We start from the raw sequence: 19,463 nt of genomic DNA on the forward strand, positions 1-19,463 counted from the left end.
GAGCTGAGTGCACCCGGTGTGCACCCCCATGATCCCAGTTCCACAGGAGAGCACATGGCACCGACCTCGCAGACCCCCGCCTCGCGCGTCGTCCTCGTCACGGGCGGCAACCGCGGCATCGGCCGGACGATCGCCGAGGAGATGGCCGCGGCCGGCCACCGCGTCGCCGTGACCTCGCGCAGCGGCGAGGCCCCCGACGGCGTGCTCGCGGTCGCCGCCGACGTCACCGACCCCGCCTCGCTGGATGCGGCCTTCGCCGCGGTCGAGGAGCAGCTGGGACCCGTCGAGGTCGTGGTCGCGAACGCGGGCATCACCGCAGACAACCTGCTCATGCGCATGAGCGACGAGGAGTTCTCCTCCGTGCTGGACACCAACCTCGGCGGGGCCTACCGCACCGTGCGGCGGGCCATCACGAACATGATCCGCGCCAAGTACGGCCGCATCGTCCTGATCTCCTCCGTCTCCGGCCTCTACGGCGTCGCGGGCCAGGCGAACTACTCCTCCTCGAAGGCCGGCCTCGTGGGCCTGGCCCGCTCGATCACCCGCGAGGTGGGCGCGCGCGGCATCACGGCCAATGTCGTGGCCCCGGGCTTCATCCGCACGGACATGACCGATGAGCTGCCGGAGAAGCAGCAGAAGGAGTACCTGCAGGCGATCCCGGCCAAGCGGTTCGCCGAGGCCGAGGAGGTCGCGAAGGTCGTCCGCTGGGTCGCCTCCGACGAGGCCGCCTACATCTCCGGCGCCGTCATCCCCGTCGACGGCGGCCTGGGCATGGGCCACTGAGCCCGACCCCCTCATCACCAGAAACTCCAACAGAAAGGCCCCGCACATGGGAATCCTCGACGGCAAGCGCATCCTCGTCACCGGCGTGCTGACGGAGGCCTCGATCGCCTTCGCAGCCGCCCGTCTGGCCCAGGAGCAGGGCGCTGAGGTCATCCTCTCGTCCTTCGGCCGCCAGATGAAGATCACCTCCGTCATCTCCGAGCGGCTGCCGCAGCCGGCGCAGGTCATCGAGCTCGACGCCACGAGCGACGAGGATCTCGCCGCCCTGCCCGAGCGCCTGGGCGGGAACATCGACGGCATCGTGCACGCGATCGCCTTCGCTCCCAAGGACGCCCTCGGCGGAGTGTTCCTCGACACGCCGTTCGAGTCCGTCTCGAACGCCGTGCACGTCTCCGCATACTCGCTCAAGGCCATCACGGTGGCTGCGAAGCCGGTGCTCAACCCCGGCGCCGGCGTCGTCGCGCTCACCTTCGACGCCACCGTCGCCTGGCCCGTCTACGACTGGATGGGCGTGGCGAAGGCCGCCCTCGAGTCCACGGCCCGCTACCTCGCGAAGTACGTGGGCGCCGACGGCATCCGCGTGAACCTCGTCTCCGCGGGCCCGCTCAAGACGACGGCCGCGACCTCGATCCCCGGCTTCGAGGGCCTCGAGAGCATGTGGGGCGACCGCGCGCCGCTGGGCTGGGACCAGAAGGACACGGAGCCGGCGGGGAAGGCGATCGTCTCCCTGCTCTCCGACTGGTTCCCCGCGACCACCGGCGAGATGGTCCACGTGGACGGCGGATTCCACATGACCGGCGCCTGAGAGAGCGCGGGGCCTGAGGCCCCCGGCCGGCGGGCGGGTACCGTGGGGGCATGCCCCTCCTGGTACTCGCCCGTCACGCATTCACCCCGCCGGCAGCTCCCGGCGGCTCGGACTTCGAGCGGCCGCTCGACGCGACCGGCCTCGAGCAGGCTCGCCGCATGGGCCGCTTCCTCGCGGGGTTCTGCGCTGAGACGGAAGCGAGCATCGACACCGTCATCGCCTCGGCCGCACGGCGGACCGTGCAGACAGCCGAGGCGGCTGCGGCCGGTCTCGGGCTGCCTGCCGATGCCGTGCGCCGGGACCGCGCGCTCTACGCCTCCGAGGCGGGGGACTGGGAGGAGGCGATCGCGAGCGTCCCGGCGGAGGCCTCGGGCGCTCTCATCGTCGGGCACCAGCCCATACTCGCCGAGGTCGTGGCCATGGCCGCGGGGACGAGCGCGCTGCCCGCCCTGCCGCCCAGCAGCATCGCGGTCTTCCGCCCGGATTCCTGGGAGCAGCTGATGCCCTTCGGCGCGCCGGAGCTCATCCGCGACTTCCGGTGATCCGTCTCAGACGCGGCTGAGCAGCTCCTGCGCGCCCGTCCACACCCGCATGAGATCGCGCTCGTCGACGATGAGGTCCGCGTGCGGGCGCAGCGCCGGTTTTGCGCAGAAGGCGACGCCGATCGCGGCGGCCTCGAGCAGGTCGATGTCATTGGCACCGTCGCCCACGCCCACCGTCCTGCGGGGGTCGATGCCGAGGCGCGCGGCGATCTCGCGCAGGCGGGCGGCCTTGCCCGCGCGGTCGACGATCTCGCCGCGCAGCTCACCGGTGAGCGTGCCGGACTCCTCGTCCGTGCCGAGGCCGTTGGCCCAGATCTCCGTGATGCCCAGGCCCTCTGTGAAGCGCTCGATGACCGAGGTGAAGCCCCCGCTCACGAGTGCGACGGTCCAGCCCGCGGCATGGGCGGCGGAGACGAGCTCACGTGCGCCGTGCGTGAGCGTGACCGCGCGGGCGGCGGCCTCGACCTCGCTGAGCGGGACGCCGCGGAGGACGGCGACGCGCTCGCGGAGGCTCGCGGCGAAGTCGAGCTCCCCGCGCATGGCGCGCTCCGTCACCGTCGCGACCTCCGCCTCGCGCCCCGTCGAACGGGCCAGCAGCTCGATGACCTCCTGGTCGATGAAGGTCGAGTCGACATCGGACACGAGCAGTCCCGCGGTGCGGGGCCGGCGTGCTGCGGGGTGCGGGGAGGCTGCGCTCATGCGTCCATCCTAGTGAGGGCCGTGATGACGCGGGCCGCGGCCGCGTGCACCTGCTCCAGTGCGGGGCCGAGGCGGGGGCCGCCGGTCTGGCCCGGCACCGCGAGCGCGGAGAGGCTGTGGTGGACGTGCATCGCGGTGTGCAGGCTGCGGGCGCGCTCGTGGCCGCCGAGGACGAGGGCGAGAGCCGCGTGCGCGGCGTCGTCGCGGGCGCCGGCGAGCTCGGCCTGCCAGTCGCGCCAGGGGAGGCCGTCGACCTCTCTGGCGCCCTCGGCCTCGACCGCGGCGAGCGCGTGCATGACGGTCTCGCGCAGGCGGCGGGAGGCCTCGGCGGGGGTGAGGTGGTCGACCGTCGTGAACGGCGTGGGCGCACAGGGGACCACGGCGGTGTCGGCCTCCGTGCCGATCGCGAGGACGGCCAGCGCCGTGCCTGCGGCGTCCTCGACGACGCACAGCGCGCGGGTGCGGGCGGCGGGCCGGGCGGTGGCGCGCCGGGCTTCGCGCGTCAGGCGCGGGACTCGGAGCGGGAGGGCGGGGTGGACGGGTTCGGCGCGCACGCGCGCGGCCCCGCAGCGGCGGGCGCCTGCCTCCCAGAGCAGCAGACCCGTGGGCACCTCCTCACCGTCGCCGGCCGGCGGGGCGAAGACGGCGTCGGTGACGATGAGCGGCACCGGCAGGCCGGCTGTGAGGAACGCCTCAGCGGCCTCGTCCGGGGCGATGCGACCGCGCAGGCGGGCGGTGAGCGCCGCGGCGAGGAGGACGGGCTGGAGCGGTGTCGTCTGATGCATCGCTGGAAGTATAGGGTGAGTGACATGAGCGGAGTAGTTGAATTCGACTCGGTAAGCGTGCGGCGGGGACGGTCGTTCCTGCTCGACGACATCAGCCTCACCATCGCCGAGGGTGAGCACTGGGTGGTCCTCGGACCCAACGGCGCGGGCAAGACCACGCTCCTGCAGCTGGCGGGTGCGCGCATGCACCCGACCACCGGCGCCGTGGGCATCCTCGAGGAGAGGCTGGGCCGGGTCGATGTGTTCGAGCTGCGGCCGCGGATCGGCTTCGCCTCCTCGAACCTCGCGCAGCAGACGCCGCGCTCCGAGGTCGTCCGCGATTTCGTCCTCACCGCCGCCTACGGCGTGCTGGGCCGCTGGACGGAGGAGTACGAGGCCGATGACGTCGCGCGCGCCGAGGACCTGCTCGCCGCCTTCCACATCGGCGAGCTCGCCGAGCGCACCTTCGGCACGCTGAGCGAGGGCGAGCGCAAGCGCGCCCAGATCGCCCGCGCGCTCATGACCGATCCCGAGCTGCTCCTGCTCGACGAGCCCGCCTCCGGCCTGGACCTCGGCGGGCGCGAGGAGCTGCTGCAGGCGCTCACGGAGATCCTCGGGTCCGCGCACGCGCCCACGACCATCATGGTCACCCATCACGTCGAGGAGATCCCGCTGGGCGTGACGCATGCGCTGCTGCTGCGTGAGGGCGGCGCCGTCGCCGCGGGGCCGATCGGGGAGGTGCTCACGGAGGGGAACCTCGAGGAGACCTTCGGCATCCCGGTCGTCCTCACGGAGCAGGACGGCCGCTACAGCGCCCGCGCCCGCCTCTGAGCGGGTCCGGACGCGATGGCACTCTTCGAGAGCATGGACCTGCTCACGGCGGTCCTCATCCTGCTCGCCGGCCTCGGCGCCGGTGCGATCAACGCGGTGGTGGGCTCGGGCACGCTCATCACGTTCCCCGTCCTCGTGGCCGCGGGCGTGCCGCCGGTGACGGCGACGATGAGCAACGCCCTCGGCCTCATCCCGGGCAACATCGCCTCCTCCTTCGGCTACCGCGAGGAGATCAGGGGGCAGGGCAAGCGGCTGCTGCGGCTCGTGCCCGCCTCGCTCGCGGGCTCGCTCGTGGGCGCCTATCTGCTGCTGCACCTGCCCGACTCCGCGTTCGAGTCGATCGTGCCGGTGCTCATCGTGCTCGCGCTGCTGCTCGTGATCTTCCAGCCCGTCCTCCAGCGCATCGTGCGCGATCGGAAGCAGGGCGAGGGGCGCGCTGAGCTCAGTTCCGGTGCCGCACCCGGTGCGGGTGAGGACCCGGCTCCGCTCATGTCCACCGGCCGGTGGATCGCGGTCGTGGCGGTCGTGTTCCTCACTGCGATCTACGGCGGCTACTTCGCCGCTGCGCAGGGAGTCATCCTCATCGGTCTGCTGGGCCTGCTGCTGCCGGATCCGCTGCAGCGGATCAACGGCGCGAAGAACGTGCTCGTGCTCGTCGTGAATGTCACGAGCGCGACGGTCTACACGATCGTCGGCTACGACCGGATCAACTGGGGCGCGGTGATCCTCATCGCGATCGGCTCGCTGCTGGGCGGATACTTCGGTGCGCGGATCGCCCGGAAGTTCAGCCCCGTGGTGCTCAGGGCCGTCATCGTCGTCCTGGGGCTCGTGGCCTTCTGGAGGATCGTCACGCTGTGAACACGCCCAGGAAGCCCGAGCCGACGGATGCGGAGATCCGCGAGCTGGCGCAGCGATGGGGGATCGCGGGCGAGCGGATCGTGCTCATCGACGGGCTCGCCGGCGGCGAGGCGGACTCCGGTCACGCGGACGGCGCCGGCTCGCTGCTCGGGGAGTACGAGCGCCTCACGGACGTGCGGCTGCGCTCGTCCTCGGAATCGGACTGGGGGCTCTACATCGCCGAGTCCACCAAGATCATCGAGCGGGCGCTGGCCGCCGGGCACCGCCCGCGCTCGTTCTTCATGACCCGCGAGTGGTTCGCGCGGCTGGCCGAGCGGCTCGGCCGGGGGAGCTGGGCTGAGACGGCGTGCCCGATCCTCATCGGCTCCGAGGCGCGGGTGGAATCGCTCACGGGCTACCACCTGCACCGGGGTGCGCTCGCGTCGATGCATCGGCCGGCACTGGCGCCCGTCGAGGACGTGGTCGCCCGGGCTGCGGCCGATGCGGAGGCCGAAGCCCGGCATTCGCGGATCGCGGTGTTCGAGAACCTCGTGGACCACACGAATCTGGGTGCGGCGTTCCGATCCGCGGCGGCGCTGGGCGTGGATGCCGTGCTGGTGACGCCGAGCTGCGCCGATCCCCTGTACCGGAGGGCGATCCGGGTGTCGATGGGGACGGTCTTCCAGGTGCCGTGGACGCGGATCGAGGAGTGGCCGGCCGGGATCGGTGTGCTGCAGGAGGCGGGCTACATCGTGGCCGGGATGACGCTGGGGGCGGGCGCGATCACGATGCGCGAGCTCGTCGCGGAGGAGCACGCCCGCCTTGCCCTGGTGCTCGGGACCGAGGGGCAGGGGCTGACGCCTGCGGCGGATCGGCTGCTGGACCGGCGGGTGACGATCCCGATGATGCACGGGGTGGACTCCCTCAATGTGGCGGCCTCGGCGGCGGTGGCGTTCTACGCGATGCAGTGAGGGCGGGTGCCTTCACTGTTTTGGATCATGAAGTCCATAATGCTGTAGAGTGTCCGCATGGCCCGACCACGCAGCTTCGATGAGACCGCCGTGCTCGATGCGGCGGCAGGTGAGTTCCGTGTCCACGGCTTCGCCGAGACCTCGACCGAGCAGCTCTGCGCGGCCGCCGGCGTGCGGCGCAGCAGCCTCTACAACGCCTTCGTCTCCAAGGATGAGCTCTTCGTGCGGGCCCTTGAGCGCTATGTCGCGACGACCGGGGCTCGCCAGAGTGCGATCCTCACCGATGCGGCGCTTTCGGGTGCAGAGAGACTGCGCGCCCTCATCGACGTCATCGTGAACGAGGAGCTGCGCGCCGCGGGCGGCGGTCATGCGGCCGGATGCATGGTCGTGCAGAGCCTCATGAGCCCCGATCTGCGCGAGCGCGATGAGCGCATCGCACGGATTCTCGACCGCGATCTGCGCGAGAGGCTCGCGCTCCTGTCCGGTGCGATCCGTACCGGACGGAGCGATGGTTCGATCCCCGCGCGCGTGGACCCGAACGAGGGCGCCGTGCTCGTCACCACCGTGATCTCCGGCCTCCGCGTGACGGCGCAGACCGGGGCGGATGCCGAGACTCTGCGGCGCACCGCCTTCGCCGGACTGTCCTCCCTGCTGGGCTGACAGCTCGGCCGGACTGATGACTGCCGGACTGACAGCTCCGCTCGACCGGCGGCTCTGCCCGGCCTGACCCTCTGCTCCCCGAACCACCCTGACCCCATCATGCCCTCAATTTGGATAATTAAGTACAGAAAGGTGTGCCCATGCGCACAGCAGGACCCGCACCGACGGCGAAGAGCACCATCCCGCCGGCGGTGTACGTCCTCGCCGCAGGCGTGTTCGCGATGGTGACCAGCGAGTTCACCGTCGCGGGTCTCATGCCCCAGCTCGCCGAGGGCCTCGGCACCGGAATTCCGCAGATCGGCTACCTCGTGACGATCTTCGCCGCTGCGATGGCCCTCGGCGGCCCGCCGCTCACCCTCGCCCTGCTCCGCGTCCCGCCGCGCATCGCGCTCCTCCTCGTCTTCGCGCTCTTCCTCTCCGGCAATGTCCTCGCCGCCCTCGCGACCGGGTATCCGATGATGGTGCTCGCCCGGATCCTCAGCGGCGCCGCCTCACAGGCGTTCTTCGGCATCGCGGTCTCGATGGCCGTCCGGCTCGTGGACGAGCACGTGCGCGGCCGGGCGGTCGCGGTCGTCATGAACGGGCTGATGCTGGGAACCCTGCTGGGCCTGCCCTTCGCGACGTTCATCGGCGGCCGGTTCGGATGGCAGTCCGCGTTCTGGGCGATCTCCGCGCTCACCCTGATCGCGGCCGCGCTCACGCTCGCCGTCGTGCGCAGCCCGGCCCCGCAGGCAGGGGAGGGCGCCGAGGCGCCTGCCCCCGTCCGCACGGAACTCGCGGTGCTCCGTCGGCCGCAGTTCCTGCTCGCGCTCGCCTCCAGCACCCTGATCATCGGCGCGACGTTCTCCGCGTTCAGCTTCCTCACCCCGATCCTCACCGAGGTCACCGGGTTCTCCGCGGGCACCGTCCCGGTCCTCCTGCTCGCCTACGGCGCTGCGACCCTGCTGGGCAATGTCGTCGTGGGGCGCCTCGCGGACCGGCACACCGTCTCCACCCTGCTCATTGGCACCGGACTCAACGCGCTCTTCCTCACCGGCTTCGCGCTGTTCGCCGGGCTGCCTCCGCTCGCGCTCGCGTTCATGCTCGGCATCGGCCTCGTCGGAGTCACCATGAATCCCACGATGGCGGTGCGCATCCAGCGCGCCGGGAGCACGGCACCCCTCGTGAACACGATTCACGGCTCCTTCATCACCCTCGGCGTCATGATCGGCTCCGCCGCCGGCTCGGCGCTCATCCCCCTCGGCGGTCTGCGCGCCCCGGTGGTCCTCGGCATCGGCCTGGCAGTGCTCGCGCTCGTCACGATCCTGCCTGCTCTGGGAAGCGCCCATCTGCGTCGTGGTCTGCGATGAGGCAGTGAGCGGACCGCATGCTCACACGGGCCGCAGGGGCGTGATCTGTTCGCCCTCCGCGGTGAAATTGGAGGGAGCGAGCCACTCCTCGAACGCCGCACGCCGCGCCGGCCATTCGCCGTCGATGATCGAGTACCAGGCAGTGTCCCGGTTGCGCTCCCGGTACACGACCGCCTGGCGGAACGTGCCCTCGTAGGTGAAGCCCAGCCGCACCGCGGCCCTGCGCGAGGGCGTGTTGAGGCTGTCGCACTTCCACTCGTACCGGCGGTACCCCAGGTCGTCGAAGGCATGGCGCATGAGCAGGTACTGCGCCTCGGTCGAGGCCGGGGTGCGCTGCAGCGCACGGGAGAAGACCACATTGCCGACCTCGATGACGCCGCCTGCTGGGTCGTGCCGCATGAGGGAGAGCGTGCCGAGGGCCCTGCCCGTGCCGTTCTCGACCACCGCATAGTGGCGGGGGTCCTCGCTCTCCGCGGCGGCCTCCGCCCAGGCGCGGTAGGCCGGGAGGGAGGGGAAGGGGCCGAAGGGCAGGTAGGTCCAGTCCCGGTCGTCCGCGGCTGCGGCGTAAGCGGCGAAGAGGTCCCCGGTATGCCGCCCGGGATCGAGGCGCTCGAGTGAGCAGTATCGTCCGGGAAGTCGCATCGCCTCCGGTCTCGGCACCCCGCTCCAGCCGGGGAGCGCGCGGCCGATCGGCTGTCCGTGCTCGTTCTGGGCGGTCACGCCTCCCCCTCGGGGCGGGCATCATAGGTGACCCAGTCGGTGCGTGCGGCGACCCGGTCGTAGAGGGCCTGCGCCTGCCGGTTGTCCGCCGCCGTGATCCACCTGACCACCGAGCTGTCCTCGGCAGAAGCGAGGGCGGTGAGGTGCGCGATGATCGCGCGGCCCGCTCCCCGGCCCCTCGCCTCGGGCGCGGTGAAGAGGTCGTCGAGCCAGATGCCGACGGTGCCGGTCGAGGGCCGTGCGAAGCGCCGGTGGTGGCCGATGGCCGTGATCCCGTCCGGCCCTTCGGCCACGAGTCCCTCGCATTCGTGCGCCGGGTCCATGAGCCAGTCCCACACCCGTGAGACGACCTCCTCCGACTCGGGCAGGAGGTAGAACGCGCGGTATCCGCGGAACAGCTCCCTCCAGCGCGGTTCATCGGAGGCGGTGAGCGGGCGGACGTGCAGGGGAGCGGTGAGCGTCATGGGCAGGGCCTTTCCGGGAGGCGGGGGTGTCCGTGCGCTCAACGCTACGGCTGATTCCGGACCCCTGCAGTGCCGGAAAACTCGGAACTCATTGGACCAGTATGATGCCCCTATGCGCCACCCCTTCCCGATGGATCTCGTGCTCGATGCCGAACGCTCCCCGGGCATCGGTGCCCGCGAGCATCTGGTCGAGCAGCTGCGCGCCGCGATCCTGGCCGGCCAGGTCGAAGCTGCTGAGCCGCTGCCGTCAACGCGCTCCCTCGCGACCGCCGCCGGGGTCTCGCGGGGCACGGCCGTAGCGGCCTACGAGGAGCTCGCCGGAGAGGGGTATGTGACCATCGTGCCCGGCTCCGGCACCTTCGTCACCGCCGGTCTGCCCGCTGCGGGGACGGATGCTGCGGGGACGGATGCTGCGGGGCCGGGCGCGCCGTCCCATGGCGACCCGATTCGCCGAGAACCGCCCCGCCGGACGCCGGCACCGGCCGCTGAGGTCGGGGCAGGCGACACAGGACGAGCGCAGGGGGCGGCTCCACACTGGGACCTGTCACCGGGGCTGCCGGCGAGCAGCGTCGCCACGAACCGCGAATGGGCGGCCGCCCGGCGGAGGACGAACGGTCAGGGGCTCCCGGTCCGTGAACCGGATCCGGCGGGGGAGCCCGGTTTGCGTGCACAGGTCGCAGCGCACCTCCGCGCCTCCCGTGGAGTGCGCTGCGAACCGGAGGACATCGTGGCGACGGCGGGCACGAGCGACGGGCTCGGGCTCCTCGTGCACGCTCTGCGCGCCGGGAGTCGAGGCGAGGTGCGGATCGCGACGGAGAATCCGGGCCACCGGGCGTCCCGCAGGGTGATGAGCCGGCTCGGAGCCGTCCCCGTGCCCGTCCGGGTGCGCGACGGCGGGATGGACGTCGCCGCGCTCTCGGACGCGTCGGGTCCCATCGACGCGGTTCTCGTCACGCCCAGCCACCAGTACCCGCTCGGCGGCAGGCTCCCGGTCGCCGCACGGCTGGAGATGCTGGAGTGGGCGCGGACGGCCGGTGCGCTCATCATCGAGGACGACTACGACAGCGAGTTCCGGCACGGCGCACCGCCGCTGCCGGCGATCTCCTCCCTCGACCGGGAGCAGACGGCCGTGCTCGTCGGCAGCTTCTCGAAGACGCTCTCGCCGTGGCTGCGGTGCGGTTACCTCCTCGTCCCGGACCCCGTTCTGCGGGAGCGCATCCTCGATGTGCGCGATGCCCTCGGCCAGCCGGTCTCCGGTGCGCTGCAGGCCGCGCTGGGGGAGTTCCTGCGCACCGGGGGCCTCCGGCGCCATCTGGCCCGGGTGGGCCGTGAGTACGCGCATCGGCGCGGGCTGGTCCGCGAGGCGACGGCCGGCCTTGCGCCGCACGTGCGGATCGACGGCCTCGACGGCGGCCTGCACGCCGCGCTGTCCTGGCGGGGGGAGGGGCCCGCTGACGAGGACGTCGTCGCGGTCCTCGCAGCCAGGGGCATCGCGGTCACGGCACTGAGCCCGCACTACCACGGTCCGGGCGGGGCCGAGCGGAACGGCATCGTCCTCGGCTACGGCGCTCCAGCCGATCTTCAGCTCCGCTCTGCGCTCAGGACCGTCCGTGCGGTGCTGACGGAACGGGTGTGCGCCGATGCGATGGGAGAATGAACCCATGACGCAGGACATCCAGGACCGGCGCGCGCAGCTGGCCGCGCATCTCGACGCCGCACGCATCACAGGAGAGGTCGCGACACCGCGGGAGGGAAACCTCGCGCACATCCACCGCTTCCTCTCGCAGGAGAGGCAGTTCGACTTCGGAGTGCGACTGGAGCGCGACTGGGACTACGAGTCCGTCTTCGCGCTCATGGTCGAGCGCGTGGGGCTGCGCCCGGACCCGGCCTTCGCGGAGGGCGTGGACACGATCTCGGCGGAGAAGTGCATCGCGGCGCTGGACCGCATGCGCGCGGTGCTGGAGGAGACGGTCACCGCGGGCGGGCGGATCCTGTTCGCATCGGGGCATCCCGCGGGGCTGCTGCCCGTCCACGAGGCCGTCGCTGAGTGGGCGCAGGAGCGCGGCGCCGAGGTGGTGGCCGGTGAGGCGTGCGCCGCCGATCCCGCGACGCTGCGGATTCCGGTGCCCGCGCCGGTCGGCGGGGACGTGAGGCGGCTGGGGCGCGTGCACGTGTGGCACCAGCACGGCGGTGTGCCGCACACGCACCTGGCCGAACCCATGCACGCCCTGCTCGATGCGCTCGAGGCCGCAGGGGCCCCGCAGCCGGACCTCGTGGTGGCCGATCACGGCTGGGCGGGCGCCGCGGGCTCCCGGGGCGTGCGGACCGTGGGCTACGCCGACTGCAACGATCCCGCGCTGTTCGTCGCCGAGGCCCAGGGCCAGGTCGAGGTCTCCGTGCCGCTCGACGATGATGTGGTTCCGCAGCTGTACGGGCCCATGCTCGACTACCTGCTGCGGTGAGAGGCGTCCGGCGAGGCGGGTTCGGCGCGGCACCCGCGCGGGAGCGTCAGCAGTCCGGACCGTGCGGGTTCGCACGGCAGTCGTCGCCCACGCGGTACTTGTGGAAGCGGTACACCGTCATGGGGAGCGCATCGCTCGCGACCGAGGCGGTTCCGGCGATGGGGTTCCAGCCGTCCCCGTAGTTGTACTCGCCGGTGTAGACGGTGGTGAGGGTGACGCTGCGCTCGCCCTTCGCGCCGTAGGCGTGCGTGACGCTTCCGTCCGCCGGGCGCCGAGGCTCGCGCCCGGGATCTGCGGTCCTGTCGCCTGACCCGTCGCCGAAATCCCACAGGAACTCAATGGGAGTGGCGCGCACTCGCAGGGGGAATCCGAGGAGTTCGGCATCGAACACCTTGACCCCCGATTCCGCCCAGAACGCCGTCTTCTTCCCGGTGACCGTCCAGTCGTGCGGCAGCGCATGGGCGATGGAGGGTGGGATGGGGAACGAGGCGAAGTCGGATTCGTCCGGAATCGGCGGCGGCATCGGTTCAGGGGCCGGGCCGTCGGGCACGGTGGGAATGCGCGGACGGTCGTCGCGGGGAGGAGGCGCACCGCATGGCGCACCGAAATCGCATCGCGGCCCCCACCGCGGGTATTCCGGCTGCCAGGGCCTGTGCGGCTGGCCGCCTCCACCGCCTCCGCGATCACGGTCGCGATTGCCTCCGCCGCCCCCGTCCTGCCGCGGTCCGCGGTCGGGACTCCTATCGCGCTCGGGCGGCGTACCCGGGCGCTCGCGTTCGCATTTAATAGAAGCCCCATCGTGATAGCAACCGGCAGTTGATTTTATCATCGAATTCGAAGAACCAGCAGGTGACGTTAGGACCGCGATCAAGAGTACTAGCGAAGCTAACTTACTCATCGCTGGTCTCCAGTCTGATTTCATTGCAGGTTGAGTCGTAAAATGAGTCACTTTGTATGACCCAATTATCATCAATCATATTGACGGTGTATAGATGAAGGCGCTCTTGGTGGCCTGTGCCTTGCGTGGCCGAAGAGCTTTGCATGTCGCTCTCTCTGCGGTAGTTCGAATAGTCGAAGCAGACCCATATTTCAGCATCTTTACTCGCAGAGTACCTGTCAATCAATGAGGTGCTTATTACCACTTCGCCGATTGCTCCATGGCCTTTGTCTATCATTTCCTTCTGGTGAGACTTAAGGTCTTTAAATAAGTCTTTTGCAAGGTGTGGCTCTAACTTCTGGACACCACTACTGTGATACTCAGTGCTCCCCGACGTGTACTCCGTGTACTCGTCGATCAGCAGGAGGAGCTCGTCGATCTGCTCACGGTCGGCGTCGGTGAGTTCCACGGTGCTCTCGTAGGGGAAGGTGCTCGGCTCGTAGCTCGGCTCCGGGCCGGGTCCGGCTGTGGGGCCGACGGTGGCCGGTGCCTCGGGGTCGCCCGTGCAGGCTGTCGCGGTGGTGAGCGCGAGTGTGAGCACACTCAGAAGAGCTGCCGCCCGCCGCGCTCGCGGAGCCTCCCTCATGATTGGAGTTCGCGCCGTCTCCGGGGCGTGCCTCGGCCTCGGAGGCTGTGCGGCTCCTTGGACTTGCCGCTCACGCCGCGCAGGCGGAGTTCTGGGTGCTTCCGGGCTCCTCCGGGCGTGCCCATCCCCTCGGGCTCCGCTCATGCCTCTCACCTCATTGTGATCTCGGGCCACCGAGATTCAACATAGTGCGCCCCCTCGGTTCCCGGAAGACCGAAGTGCTGATCTGTGGACAAGAGTCCGAAGATTCCCGCTTTTACCAGGGGAGGGGAGTGAGGGGGCGGCCCTGCCGGCCCGGCGGCCTCCGCTCGGGGTGAGGACTTCAGCCGGTGACCTCCACGGCCAGGTCCTCGACCACCTCGGCGCCGGGGAGCTGTGCGAGCACCGCGCCGGGCAGCATGATCTTCGAACCGCGGACGCCCGAGCCGATCACCACGGCCTCCTGCTCCACGACGCGGGAGTCGACGAGCAGGCGCCAGCTCTCCGGCAGGCCGATGGGGCCGATGCCCCCGTACTCCATCCCGGACTCCGCGACTGCGCGGTCCATCGGGAGGAAGGAGGCCTTGCGCGCATCGAGGAGCTTGCGAATGCGCTTGTTCACGTCCGCCTTCGTCGAGGCGAGCACCACGCAAGCCGCGATCCGCTCCTCCTCGCCGCGGGTGCCGGCGACCACGACGCAGTTGGCAGAGGCCTCGGCGGGGAGGTCGAACGCCTCCATGAGCGCGGCGGTGTCGGCGAGGTTGGGGTCGATCTCGAACACCTCGACGGTTTCGGGGGAGGCGACTGATCCCGAGGCGGCCGCCTGTGCGACGGGTGCCCCGAGCAGGGGCGTCTCCGCGGCCGATGCGAGACTGACGGTGGCGACGTGTGAAGGCAGAAGGCTCATGCTCCGAGGGTACTGCGCGCGGGTGCCGACGGCTCGTCCGGAGAGGCGCCCCAGTGCTGGTATAGTGGTCTGCTGGTCCGCGCGCGATCACACGATCAGGCCTCCATGTCTGCGCGGTCCGAATTGGGAATTCGGGCACTGGCCGGCGGCTCACGCAGCTGCATCAGGCGCCTGATGAGAATTCACAGCGAAGGAAATCATCATGAAGAAGGACATCCACCCGGACTACCAGCCCGTCGTGTTCAACGACCTGGCCTCCGGCACCAAGTTCCTCACCCGCTCCACCGCGACAAGCGAGAAGACCATCGAGTGGGAGGACGGCAGCACCTACCCCGTCATCGACGTCGAGATCTCCTCCGCCTCGCACCCTTTCTACACGGGCAAGCAGCGCATCCTCGACTCCGCCGGCCGCGTGGAGAAGTTCAAGGACCGCTACAAGGGCTTCGGCAAGCGCTGATCCCTGCTCGCGGCTGAGGGCCCGCCGCACCTGGAACTCCAGGTGCGGCGGGCCTTCTTGTGCACTCTGGTGCACTCAGGCGCGTTCGAGCACCTCGACGCTCACCTCGACATCGGGATGAGGCTGTACGCGGGCTGCGGGATGGAACAGGGAGTCCACGCCGATCGCATTGGGCAGCGAGGCGGCGATCGCGTGGGCGACCTTCTCCTTGGCGGTGCGCACCGCCTCGGCGACGGAGAGCCCGGTGGCGAGGCCCGCCGCGATCGAGGAGGCGAACGAGCACCCGGCCCCGTTCACCAGCTTGTCGTGGGTCTTGCGGGAGGTGAGCACGCTGATCCGCTCGCCGGAGCCGCCGGCCTCGCCTTCAAGCAGCACGTCCACGGCCTCCTCGCCCGCAAGGCGGGCACCACCCTTGACGACGACGTTCTCTGCCCCCAGTGCGCGGAGCCTCCGGGCGGCCTCGATCATCTCCTCGACCGAGGTGAGCGGCTCCATGCCGGTGAGCGTGGCCGCCTCCTCGAGATTGGGCGTGATGACCGTGGCCAGCGGCACGAGGTTCTCGAGGAAGAGGTCCTTGAGGTCGACCATGGTCCCGCTGCCCTTGCACACGAGGACGGGGTCGAAGACGTAGGGCAGCGGATCGTCCTGTTCGTGCTGCTCGCGCAGGCGCCTGGCGAGCTCGAGCGCCGAATCCACGGAGCCGAGCATGCCGGACTTGATGGCGGAGAACTCATGGATCTGCATCGTCGATTCGAGCTGGCGGATGATCTCCTCCGTCTCGATGAAGTGCACCACGTGGACGAACTCGTTCTCCGGGTCGAAGGTGACGATGCAGGTGACGACGGCCGCGCCGAAGGCCCCGTACTCATCGAACATCTTCAGGTCCGCGCCCAGACCCGCGCCGCCGGAGACATCCGAGCCTGCGATGGTGAGGACGCGAGCCGGGCTGCCGGCTGCCTGTGGAGCTGTCGTCATGGAGGGATCCTTCCTTCGGTGAGATGAGGGGCGGGCTCAGGCCCCGCCGGAGTAGCCGTTCTGGCGCCATGCCTCGTAGACCGCGATGGAGGCGGAGTTCGCGAGGTTGAGAGAACGCCGCGAGGGGAGCATGGGGATGCGCACCCGGAGGTCCACGTGAGGGTCGTCCGCGACCTCGGCCGGCAGGCCCGTCGATTCGCGGCCGAACAGGAGGACGTCGCCGGGAGCGTAGGACACCTCGGCGAAGCTGTCCTGCGCATGGGTGGTGAAGGCGATGATCCGGCGGTCGCCCAGCGCCTCCCATACGTGCGCGATGTCCGGGTGGACCGTCACGTGCGTGAGGTCGTGGTAGTCGAGCCCGGCTCGGCGCAGCTTCGCATCGGACAGGTCGAAGCCCAGTGGTTCGACGAGGTGCAGATGCGCGCCGGTGACTGCGGCCAGCCGGATGGCGTTGCCGGTGTTGCCGGGGATCTCTGGGGTGTGGAAGACGATGTCGAGGCCGTTCATAGCGGTCCAAGCCTAGCCGCAGCGCGGGACGGTGTGGCGCGGGACCGGGGCCGTCCTCGAAGGAGCAGGTGCGATCCGCTGGTGAGGTCGATGAGCTGCGTGACTCTCGGCTCGCTCCTCTCGATTTTCCCCTCGCGACTGATTGTGATCTGCCATCGCCTGTGCTTCACTTGAAGTGATTGCGGTTCACAACTTCTTGCGGTCTGTGCACTGCGATGCATCGGACGCGGGGCGCAGGCGCGACGGAGACGCATCGTCTCCGCCCATCGATCCGATGACAACGGCGTCGTCTTCACCGGCGCCCTCTCGGAAGGAGGCCCGCTATGCCGCTGTTCATCGCAATCGGATACGGGGATGAGGCCGGATACAACCGCACCCCGCCCGAAGTTCGCGGACGCGCCCACGACCACGACGAATGGCTGCGCAGGGGCGGCGTGCGGATGGGGCACACGGGCGAGCCTGTGCGGGTCAGCAACACGGAGGAGCGTGGCGTACGGCGCACGCAGGGGGCGTTCATGCGCTCCGAGCTGCCGGTCGCGGGTTTCGGGATCATCGAAGCGGATGACCTCGAGCATGCTGCCGATCTCGTCACCGGTACGCCCTGCGCGGTCGCGCACGGCGTCGTCGAGGTCTGGCCGGTCATCGAGCAGGGGGAGTAGCCTCTCCGCTTGGATGGAGTCGGATCTGCAACAGAAGGGTTGCAGAAGCCTGAGGGCTGTGTCAGACTTATCTGCAACCGCAAGGTTGCACACCTTGCGGGATCCGCTGACTGGTCGGCGGAGCGGTGGGGCGCTCTCAGGCGGTGACCAGTTGCAGCCGATCACTCGCCGCCCTCACAGGGAAGAGGAACCGCAATGGAGCACACCAGGAATCCCCGGGCCATGATCGACGCCGATGCCTTCAGCGTGCGGCGCACGATCCACATCAATGCGCCTGTGGAGAAGGTCTGGCGCACTGTCACCGAGCCTGAGCTGGTCTCACAGTGGTTCGGCAGCATCACCCTCTCAGGCACCGGCGCCGGAGCCCTCGGCACGATCGGCTGGCCGGGTGAGCGGCGAGTGCCGATCAGGGTCGAGACCTACAACCCGCCGTCGGAGGTGTCCTATCGCTGGTGCAATGAAGAGGACCCTCTGCCGGAGACGGCCGATGAGGAGCGCTCGACGGTCTTCGCCTTCACACTCGAGGCGACCTCGGGCGGCACTCAGCTCACCGTCGTCGAGACGGGTTTCGAGCGGACAGGCGACCCGACCCAGTTCATGATCGATCATCGCGGCGGCTGGGACGAGGAGCTCGACAAGCTCGTCGCCCTGCTGGAGAACAGCGCATGAGCGAGTCCACCGTGCTCGACGGAGCTCTGGTCGCCATGTGCAACGCGCTCGGTGAGGAGACCCGCTGGAGCATCCTCACAACCCTCGGCGAGGGCGATGCCTCGGCCTCCGCCCTCGCGCGGAGCCTGCCGGTCAGCCGGCAGGCGATCGCGAAGCACCTGGCGGTCCTGCATGAGGTCGGTCTCGTCGAGACGGTGGAAGCCGGGCGTGAGGTGCGGTTCCGAGTCGTCGGGGCAAGGCTCAGCGCCACCGCTCGCCGCCTTGAGGCCATCGGCGCCGAATGGGATCGCCGCTTGGCTGCGATCAAGCAGATCGCAGAGAGCATCTGACGGGTCATGGGCCGATGCGAGCGGCCGGCGGGCCGGCATCTCAGGCCGGGTCAGGGCGCGAGGAGGATCTTGCCGCGTGCATGGCCGGTGTGTGAAAGCCGCAGGGCATCAGCCGCGTGAGCGAGGGGGAACGTCTCGCTGATCCTGACCGTGAGCGCCCCTCGGGACGCCAGTGCGATGGTCTGCTCCAATTCGTCGTCGGGATGGTGCACCCACGGGATGCCCGCCGCTTGGGAGTGCGGATCGCCCCATGCGGTCACCGCGCGACCTCCCGGCGCGAGGACGGCCCGGGTCGCGGCGACCGAGGCGCGGCCGCCGACCGCATCAGCGCTCGCGGTGAATGGACCCAGACTGCGGAGGGCGTCGATGAGACCGCCGCCGTAGGGGAGAGGGGCAGCCCCGAGTGAGCGCAGATACTCGTGGTTATGAGGCGAGGCGGTGCCGATGACCCTGGCACCGCGGTCGATGGCGATCTGCGCGGCGGCCGAGCCGACACTCCCGGCCGCACCGTACACGAGGAGAGTGTCTTCCCCGGTGATGCCGAGATGCTGGACCATCGAATAGCCCGCGACTGCTGAGGACGGCAGAGCAGCGGCCAGTTCGAGGCTCATCCCCGCGGGCCGGAGAGCGATCCGGGAGGTTTCCGTGACGACGTGCTCTGCGAAGGTCCCGCTGCGGCTGCCCGACGTGATGGGCAGCCGGGCGCGACTGTCCACGATGACCGGCTGCCCGACGGTGCACTCGGTCACCCCGTCGCCGACGGCTTCGATGGTGCCGGTCGCCGCCCATCCGGGCGTGCCCGGGAACGGTGCGGGGTCGACGTGTGCGAAGGCTCCCGCAAGGAGTTTCCAGTCGATCGGATTCACCCCGATCATCTCGGTGCGCACCCGCACCTGGCCCGCGCCGGGCTCGGGTGCTGCGCTGTCCTCGACGCGCAGAACATCGGGGGTGCCGTATTCGGAGTAGGTGATGCGTGTGCTCATGCCCGAGAGGCTAAAGCCTGACGTCGGTGTGAGGGTCAATCCGGCCTCGGGCTCGCGGAGATCACGGCATCGAGGGCGGCGGCCGAAGCGCGGAGCGCGTCCATGCGGGCGAGGAGCTCATCGCGCTCGGCGACGAGCTCGTTGTAGAGGTCTCCGCAGGAGAGGGCGAGGCCGCCGTCGTGCTGGGTGAGGCAGGGGAGGACGCGCACGATCCTGCGAGTGCTCAGCCCCGCTGCGAGGAGCACCTGGATGCGCCGCACTCGGAGCACGTCGGGCTCGTCATAGACGCGATATCCGCTGGGCAGCCGTGCCGGGGTGAGCAGATGCTGCTCCTCGTAGTACCGCAGTGAACGGATGCTCACTCCCGATCGCTCGGCCAGCTCGCCGATCCTCATGTCCGCCTCCTCTCCCCGTCCGATGTCAGAGCTTAGCGTCGCAGGCCTCACCCGGTCAGGCGGAGGGGCGACCGCCTGACTGACCCTGCCGGTGCTAGGCAGCTGAGGGCCCTGGCTGTCTCTCCACGGCCCGCGCAGGGTGGATGCGTGACCGGGCCGCAGCGCGTGCGGCGGGTCTCCGCGAAACCCGATC

Annotated in this window: 25 protein-coding genes; 14 read left to right on the forward strand and 11 right to left on the reverse strand. The window is 70.2% G+C overall.

What is annotated here, in order from left to right:
- The first annotated feature begins 54 nt into the window (after positions 1–54).
- Genes fabG through K318_RS0108385 form a run of 3 tightly spaced genes read left to right on the forward strand, consistent with a single transcriptional unit; the run spans position 55 to position 2,130 of the window.
- Positions 55–783, forward strand: a complete 729-nt coding sequence (fabG, locus tag K318_RS0108375; protein WP_029089163.1) for a 3-oxoacyl-ACP reductase FabG — start codon at positions 55–57, stop codon at positions 781–783.
- Between the two features lie 46 nt (positions 784–829).
- On the forward strand, positions 830–1,588 hold the full coding sequence (fabI, locus tag K318_RS0108380; RefSeq protein ID WP_029089164.1) for an enoyl-ACP reductase FabI: 759 nt from the start codon (positions 830–832) through the stop codon (positions 1,586–1,588).
- A 50-nt stretch (positions 1,589–1,638) separates the two neighbouring features.
- On the forward strand, positions 1,639–2,130 hold the full coding sequence (locus tag K318_RS0108385) for a SixA phosphatase family protein (protein WP_029089165.1): 492 nt from the start codon (positions 1,639–1,641) through the stop codon (positions 2,128–2,130).
- Positions 2,131–2,136: 6 nt separating this feature from the next.
- Here K318_RS0108385 and serB read toward each other — a convergent pair whose 3' ends face one another.
- Both serB and K318_RS20390 read right to left on the reverse strand, forming a co-directional pair.
- On the reverse strand, positions 2,137–2,829 hold the full coding sequence (gene serB / locus K318_RS0108390) for a phosphoserine phosphatase SerB (protein ID WP_029089166.1): 693 nt from the start codon (positions 2,827–2,829) through the stop codon (positions 2,137–2,139).
- Positions 2,826–3,614, reverse strand: a complete 789-nt coding sequence (locus tag K318_RS20390) for a hypothetical protein (protein ID WP_051297717.1) — start codon at positions 3,612–3,614, stop codon at positions 2,826–2,828. Before K318_RS20390 ends, serB begins: the two co-directional genes overlap by 4 nt.
- Before the next feature lie 24 nt (positions 3,615–3,638).
- On the opposite strand from K318_RS20390, the gene K318_RS0108400 reads away from it, so the two are divergent.
- From K318_RS0108400 to K318_RS20395, 5 genes are all read left to right on the forward strand, one after another.
- Positions 3,639–4,424, forward strand: a complete 786-nt coding sequence (locus K318_RS0108400) for an ABC transporter ATP-binding protein (RefSeq protein ID WP_029089167.1) — start codon at positions 3,639–3,641, stop codon at positions 4,422–4,424.
- 15 nt (positions 4,425–4,439) lie between these two features.
- Positions 4,440–5,282, forward strand: a complete 843-nt coding sequence (locus tag K318_RS0108405) for a sulfite exporter TauE/SafE family protein (RefSeq protein WP_245579818.1) — start codon at positions 4,440–4,442, stop codon at positions 5,280–5,282.
- Positions 5,279–6,232 (forward strand): TrmH family RNA methyltransferase, encoded by a 954-nt coding sequence (locus tag K318_RS0108410; protein ID WP_029089169.1) that lies wholly within the window; start codon positions 5,279–5,281, stop codon positions 6,230–6,232. The genes K318_RS0108405 and K318_RS0108410 overlap by 4 nt, the downstream gene beginning before the upstream one ends.
- Before the next feature lie 57 nt (positions 6,233–6,289).
- The gene (locus K318_RS0108415; RefSeq protein WP_029089170.1) at positions 6,290–6,892 is read left to right on the forward strand and encodes a TetR/AcrR family transcriptional regulator; all 603 of its coding nucleotides are present in this window, start codon (positions 6,290–6,292) and stop codon (positions 6,890–6,892) included.
- A 140-nt stretch (positions 6,893–7,032) separates the two neighbouring features.
- The gene (locus K318_RS20395; RefSeq protein WP_211233305.1) at positions 7,033–8,241 is read left to right on the forward strand and encodes an MFS transporter; all 1,209 of its coding nucleotides are present in this window, start codon (positions 7,033–7,035) and stop codon (positions 8,239–8,241) included.
- A gap of 21 nt (positions 8,242–8,262) precedes the next feature.
- Here K318_RS20395 and K318_RS0108425 read toward each other — a convergent pair whose 3' ends face one another.
- Positions 8,263–8,961: a GNAT family N-acetyltransferase gene (locus K318_RS0108425; RefSeq protein WP_029089171.1), complete on the reverse strand. Its 699-nt coding sequence runs from the start codon at positions 8,959–8,961 to the stop codon at positions 8,263–8,265.
- A complete protein-coding gene (locus tag K318_RS0108430) occupies positions 8,958–9,425 on the reverse strand; it encodes a GNAT family N-acetyltransferase (RefSeq protein WP_029089172.1) in 468 nt (155 codons plus the stop codon). Before K318_RS0108430 ends, K318_RS0108425 begins: the two co-directional genes overlap by 4 nt.
- 112 nt (positions 9,426–9,537) lie before the next feature.
- Here K318_RS0108430 and pdxR point away from each other — a divergent pair, with 112 nt between their 5' ends.
- Positions 9,538–11,082, forward strand: coding sequence for a MocR-like pyridoxine biosynthesis transcription factor PdxR (pdxR, locus tag K318_RS0108435; RefSeq protein ID WP_051297718.1), 1,545 nt, complete (start codon positions 9,538–9,540; stop codon positions 11,080–11,082).
- A 4-nt stretch (positions 11,083–11,086) separates the two neighbouring features.
- Positions 11,087–11,887: a phosphatase gene (locus tag K318_RS0108440; RefSeq protein ID WP_029089174.1), complete on the forward strand. Its 801-nt coding sequence runs from the start codon at positions 11,087–11,089 to the stop codon at positions 11,885–11,887.
- A gap of 46 nt (positions 11,888–11,933) precedes the next feature.
- Here K318_RS0108440 and K318_RS0108445 read toward each other — a convergent pair whose 3' ends face one another.
- From K318_RS0108445 to K318_RS0108455, 3 genes are all read right to left on the reverse strand, one after another.
- A complete protein-coding gene (locus K318_RS0108445; RefSeq protein ID WP_029089175.1) occupies positions 11,934–12,410 on the reverse strand; it encodes a PKD domain-containing protein in 477 nt (158 codons plus the stop codon).
- 367 nt (positions 12,411–12,777) lie between these two features.
- Complete coding sequence (locus K318_RS0108450) at positions 12,778–13,365, reverse strand: hypothetical protein (protein WP_029089176.1); 588 nt, start codon at positions 13,363–13,365, stop codon at positions 12,778–12,780.
- 367 nt (positions 13,366–13,732) lie between these two features.
- A complete protein-coding gene (locus K318_RS0108455; RefSeq protein ID WP_029089177.1) occupies positions 13,733–14,296 on the reverse strand; it encodes a YbaK/EbsC family protein in 564 nt (187 codons plus the stop codon).
- Positions 14,297–14,498: 202 nt separating this feature from the next.
- On the opposite strand from K318_RS0108455, the gene K318_RS0108460 reads away from it, so the two are divergent.
- Complete coding sequence (locus K318_RS0108460; protein WP_029089178.1) at positions 14,499–14,753, forward strand: type B 50S ribosomal protein L31; 255 nt, start codon at positions 14,499–14,501, stop codon at positions 14,751–14,753.
- A gap of 75 nt (positions 14,754–14,828) precedes the next feature.
- Here K318_RS0108460 and thiD read toward each other — a convergent pair whose 3' ends face one another.
- Positions 14,829–15,728 (reverse strand): bifunctional hydroxymethylpyrimidine kinase/phosphomethylpyrimidine kinase, encoded by a 900-nt coding sequence (thiD, locus tag K318_RS0108465; protein ID WP_029089179.1) that lies wholly within the window; start codon positions 15,726–15,728, stop codon positions 14,829–14,831.
- A gap of 36 nt (positions 15,729–15,764) precedes the next feature.
- Positions 15,765–16,235, reverse strand: coding sequence for a tRNA (cytidine(34)-2'-O)-methyltransferase (locus K318_RS0108470; protein WP_029089180.1), 471 nt, complete (start codon positions 16,233–16,235; stop codon positions 15,765–15,767).
- 323 nt (positions 16,236–16,558) lie between these two features.
- Between K318_RS0108470 and K318_RS0108475 the strand changes: the two genes are divergently transcribed.
- The 3 genes from K318_RS0108475 to K318_RS0108485 all read left to right on the forward strand — a co-directional run bounded on the left by K318_RS0108475 (position 16,559) and on the right by K318_RS0108485 (position 17,892).
- Positions 16,559–16,894, forward strand: a complete 336-nt coding sequence (locus K318_RS0108475) for a YciI family protein (protein WP_029089181.1) — start codon at positions 16,559–16,561, stop codon at positions 16,892–16,894.
- A 195-nt stretch (positions 16,895–17,089) separates the two neighbouring features.
- A complete protein-coding gene (locus K318_RS0108480; protein ID WP_029089182.1) occupies positions 17,090–17,563 on the forward strand; it encodes an SRPBCC domain-containing protein in 474 nt (157 codons plus the stop codon).
- Positions 17,560–17,892: an ArsR/SmtB family transcription factor gene (locus tag K318_RS0108485; protein ID WP_029089183.1), complete on the forward strand. Its 333-nt coding sequence runs from the start codon at positions 17,560–17,562 to the stop codon at positions 17,890–17,892. The genes K318_RS0108480 and K318_RS0108485 overlap by 4 nt, the downstream gene beginning before the upstream one ends.
- Positions 17,893–17,942: 50 nt before the next feature.
- On the opposite strand, the gene K318_RS0108490 is transcribed toward K318_RS0108485, so the two are convergent.
- Together K318_RS0108490 and K318_RS0108495 are read right to left on the reverse strand one after the other, a co-directional pair.
- Positions 17,943–18,875: an NADP-dependent oxidoreductase gene (locus tag K318_RS0108490; protein WP_029089184.1), complete on the reverse strand. Its 933-nt coding sequence runs from the start codon at positions 18,873–18,875 to the stop codon at positions 17,943–17,945.
- 35 nt (positions 18,876–18,910) lie between these two features.
- Positions 18,911–19,270 carry a MerR family transcriptional regulator gene (locus tag K318_RS0108495; RefSeq protein WP_029089185.1) on the reverse strand — a complete coding sequence of 120 codons (360 nt, stop codon included), beginning with the start codon at positions 19,268–19,270 and terminating at the stop codon, positions 18,911–18,913.
- Between the last annotated feature and the right edge of the window lie 193 nt (positions 19,271–19,463).

It is taken from the genome of Brevibacterium album DSM 18261, from assembly GCF_000426445.1.
Lineage (GTDB): Bacteria > Actinomycetota > Actinomycetes > Actinomycetales > Brevibacteriaceae > Brevibacterium > Brevibacterium album.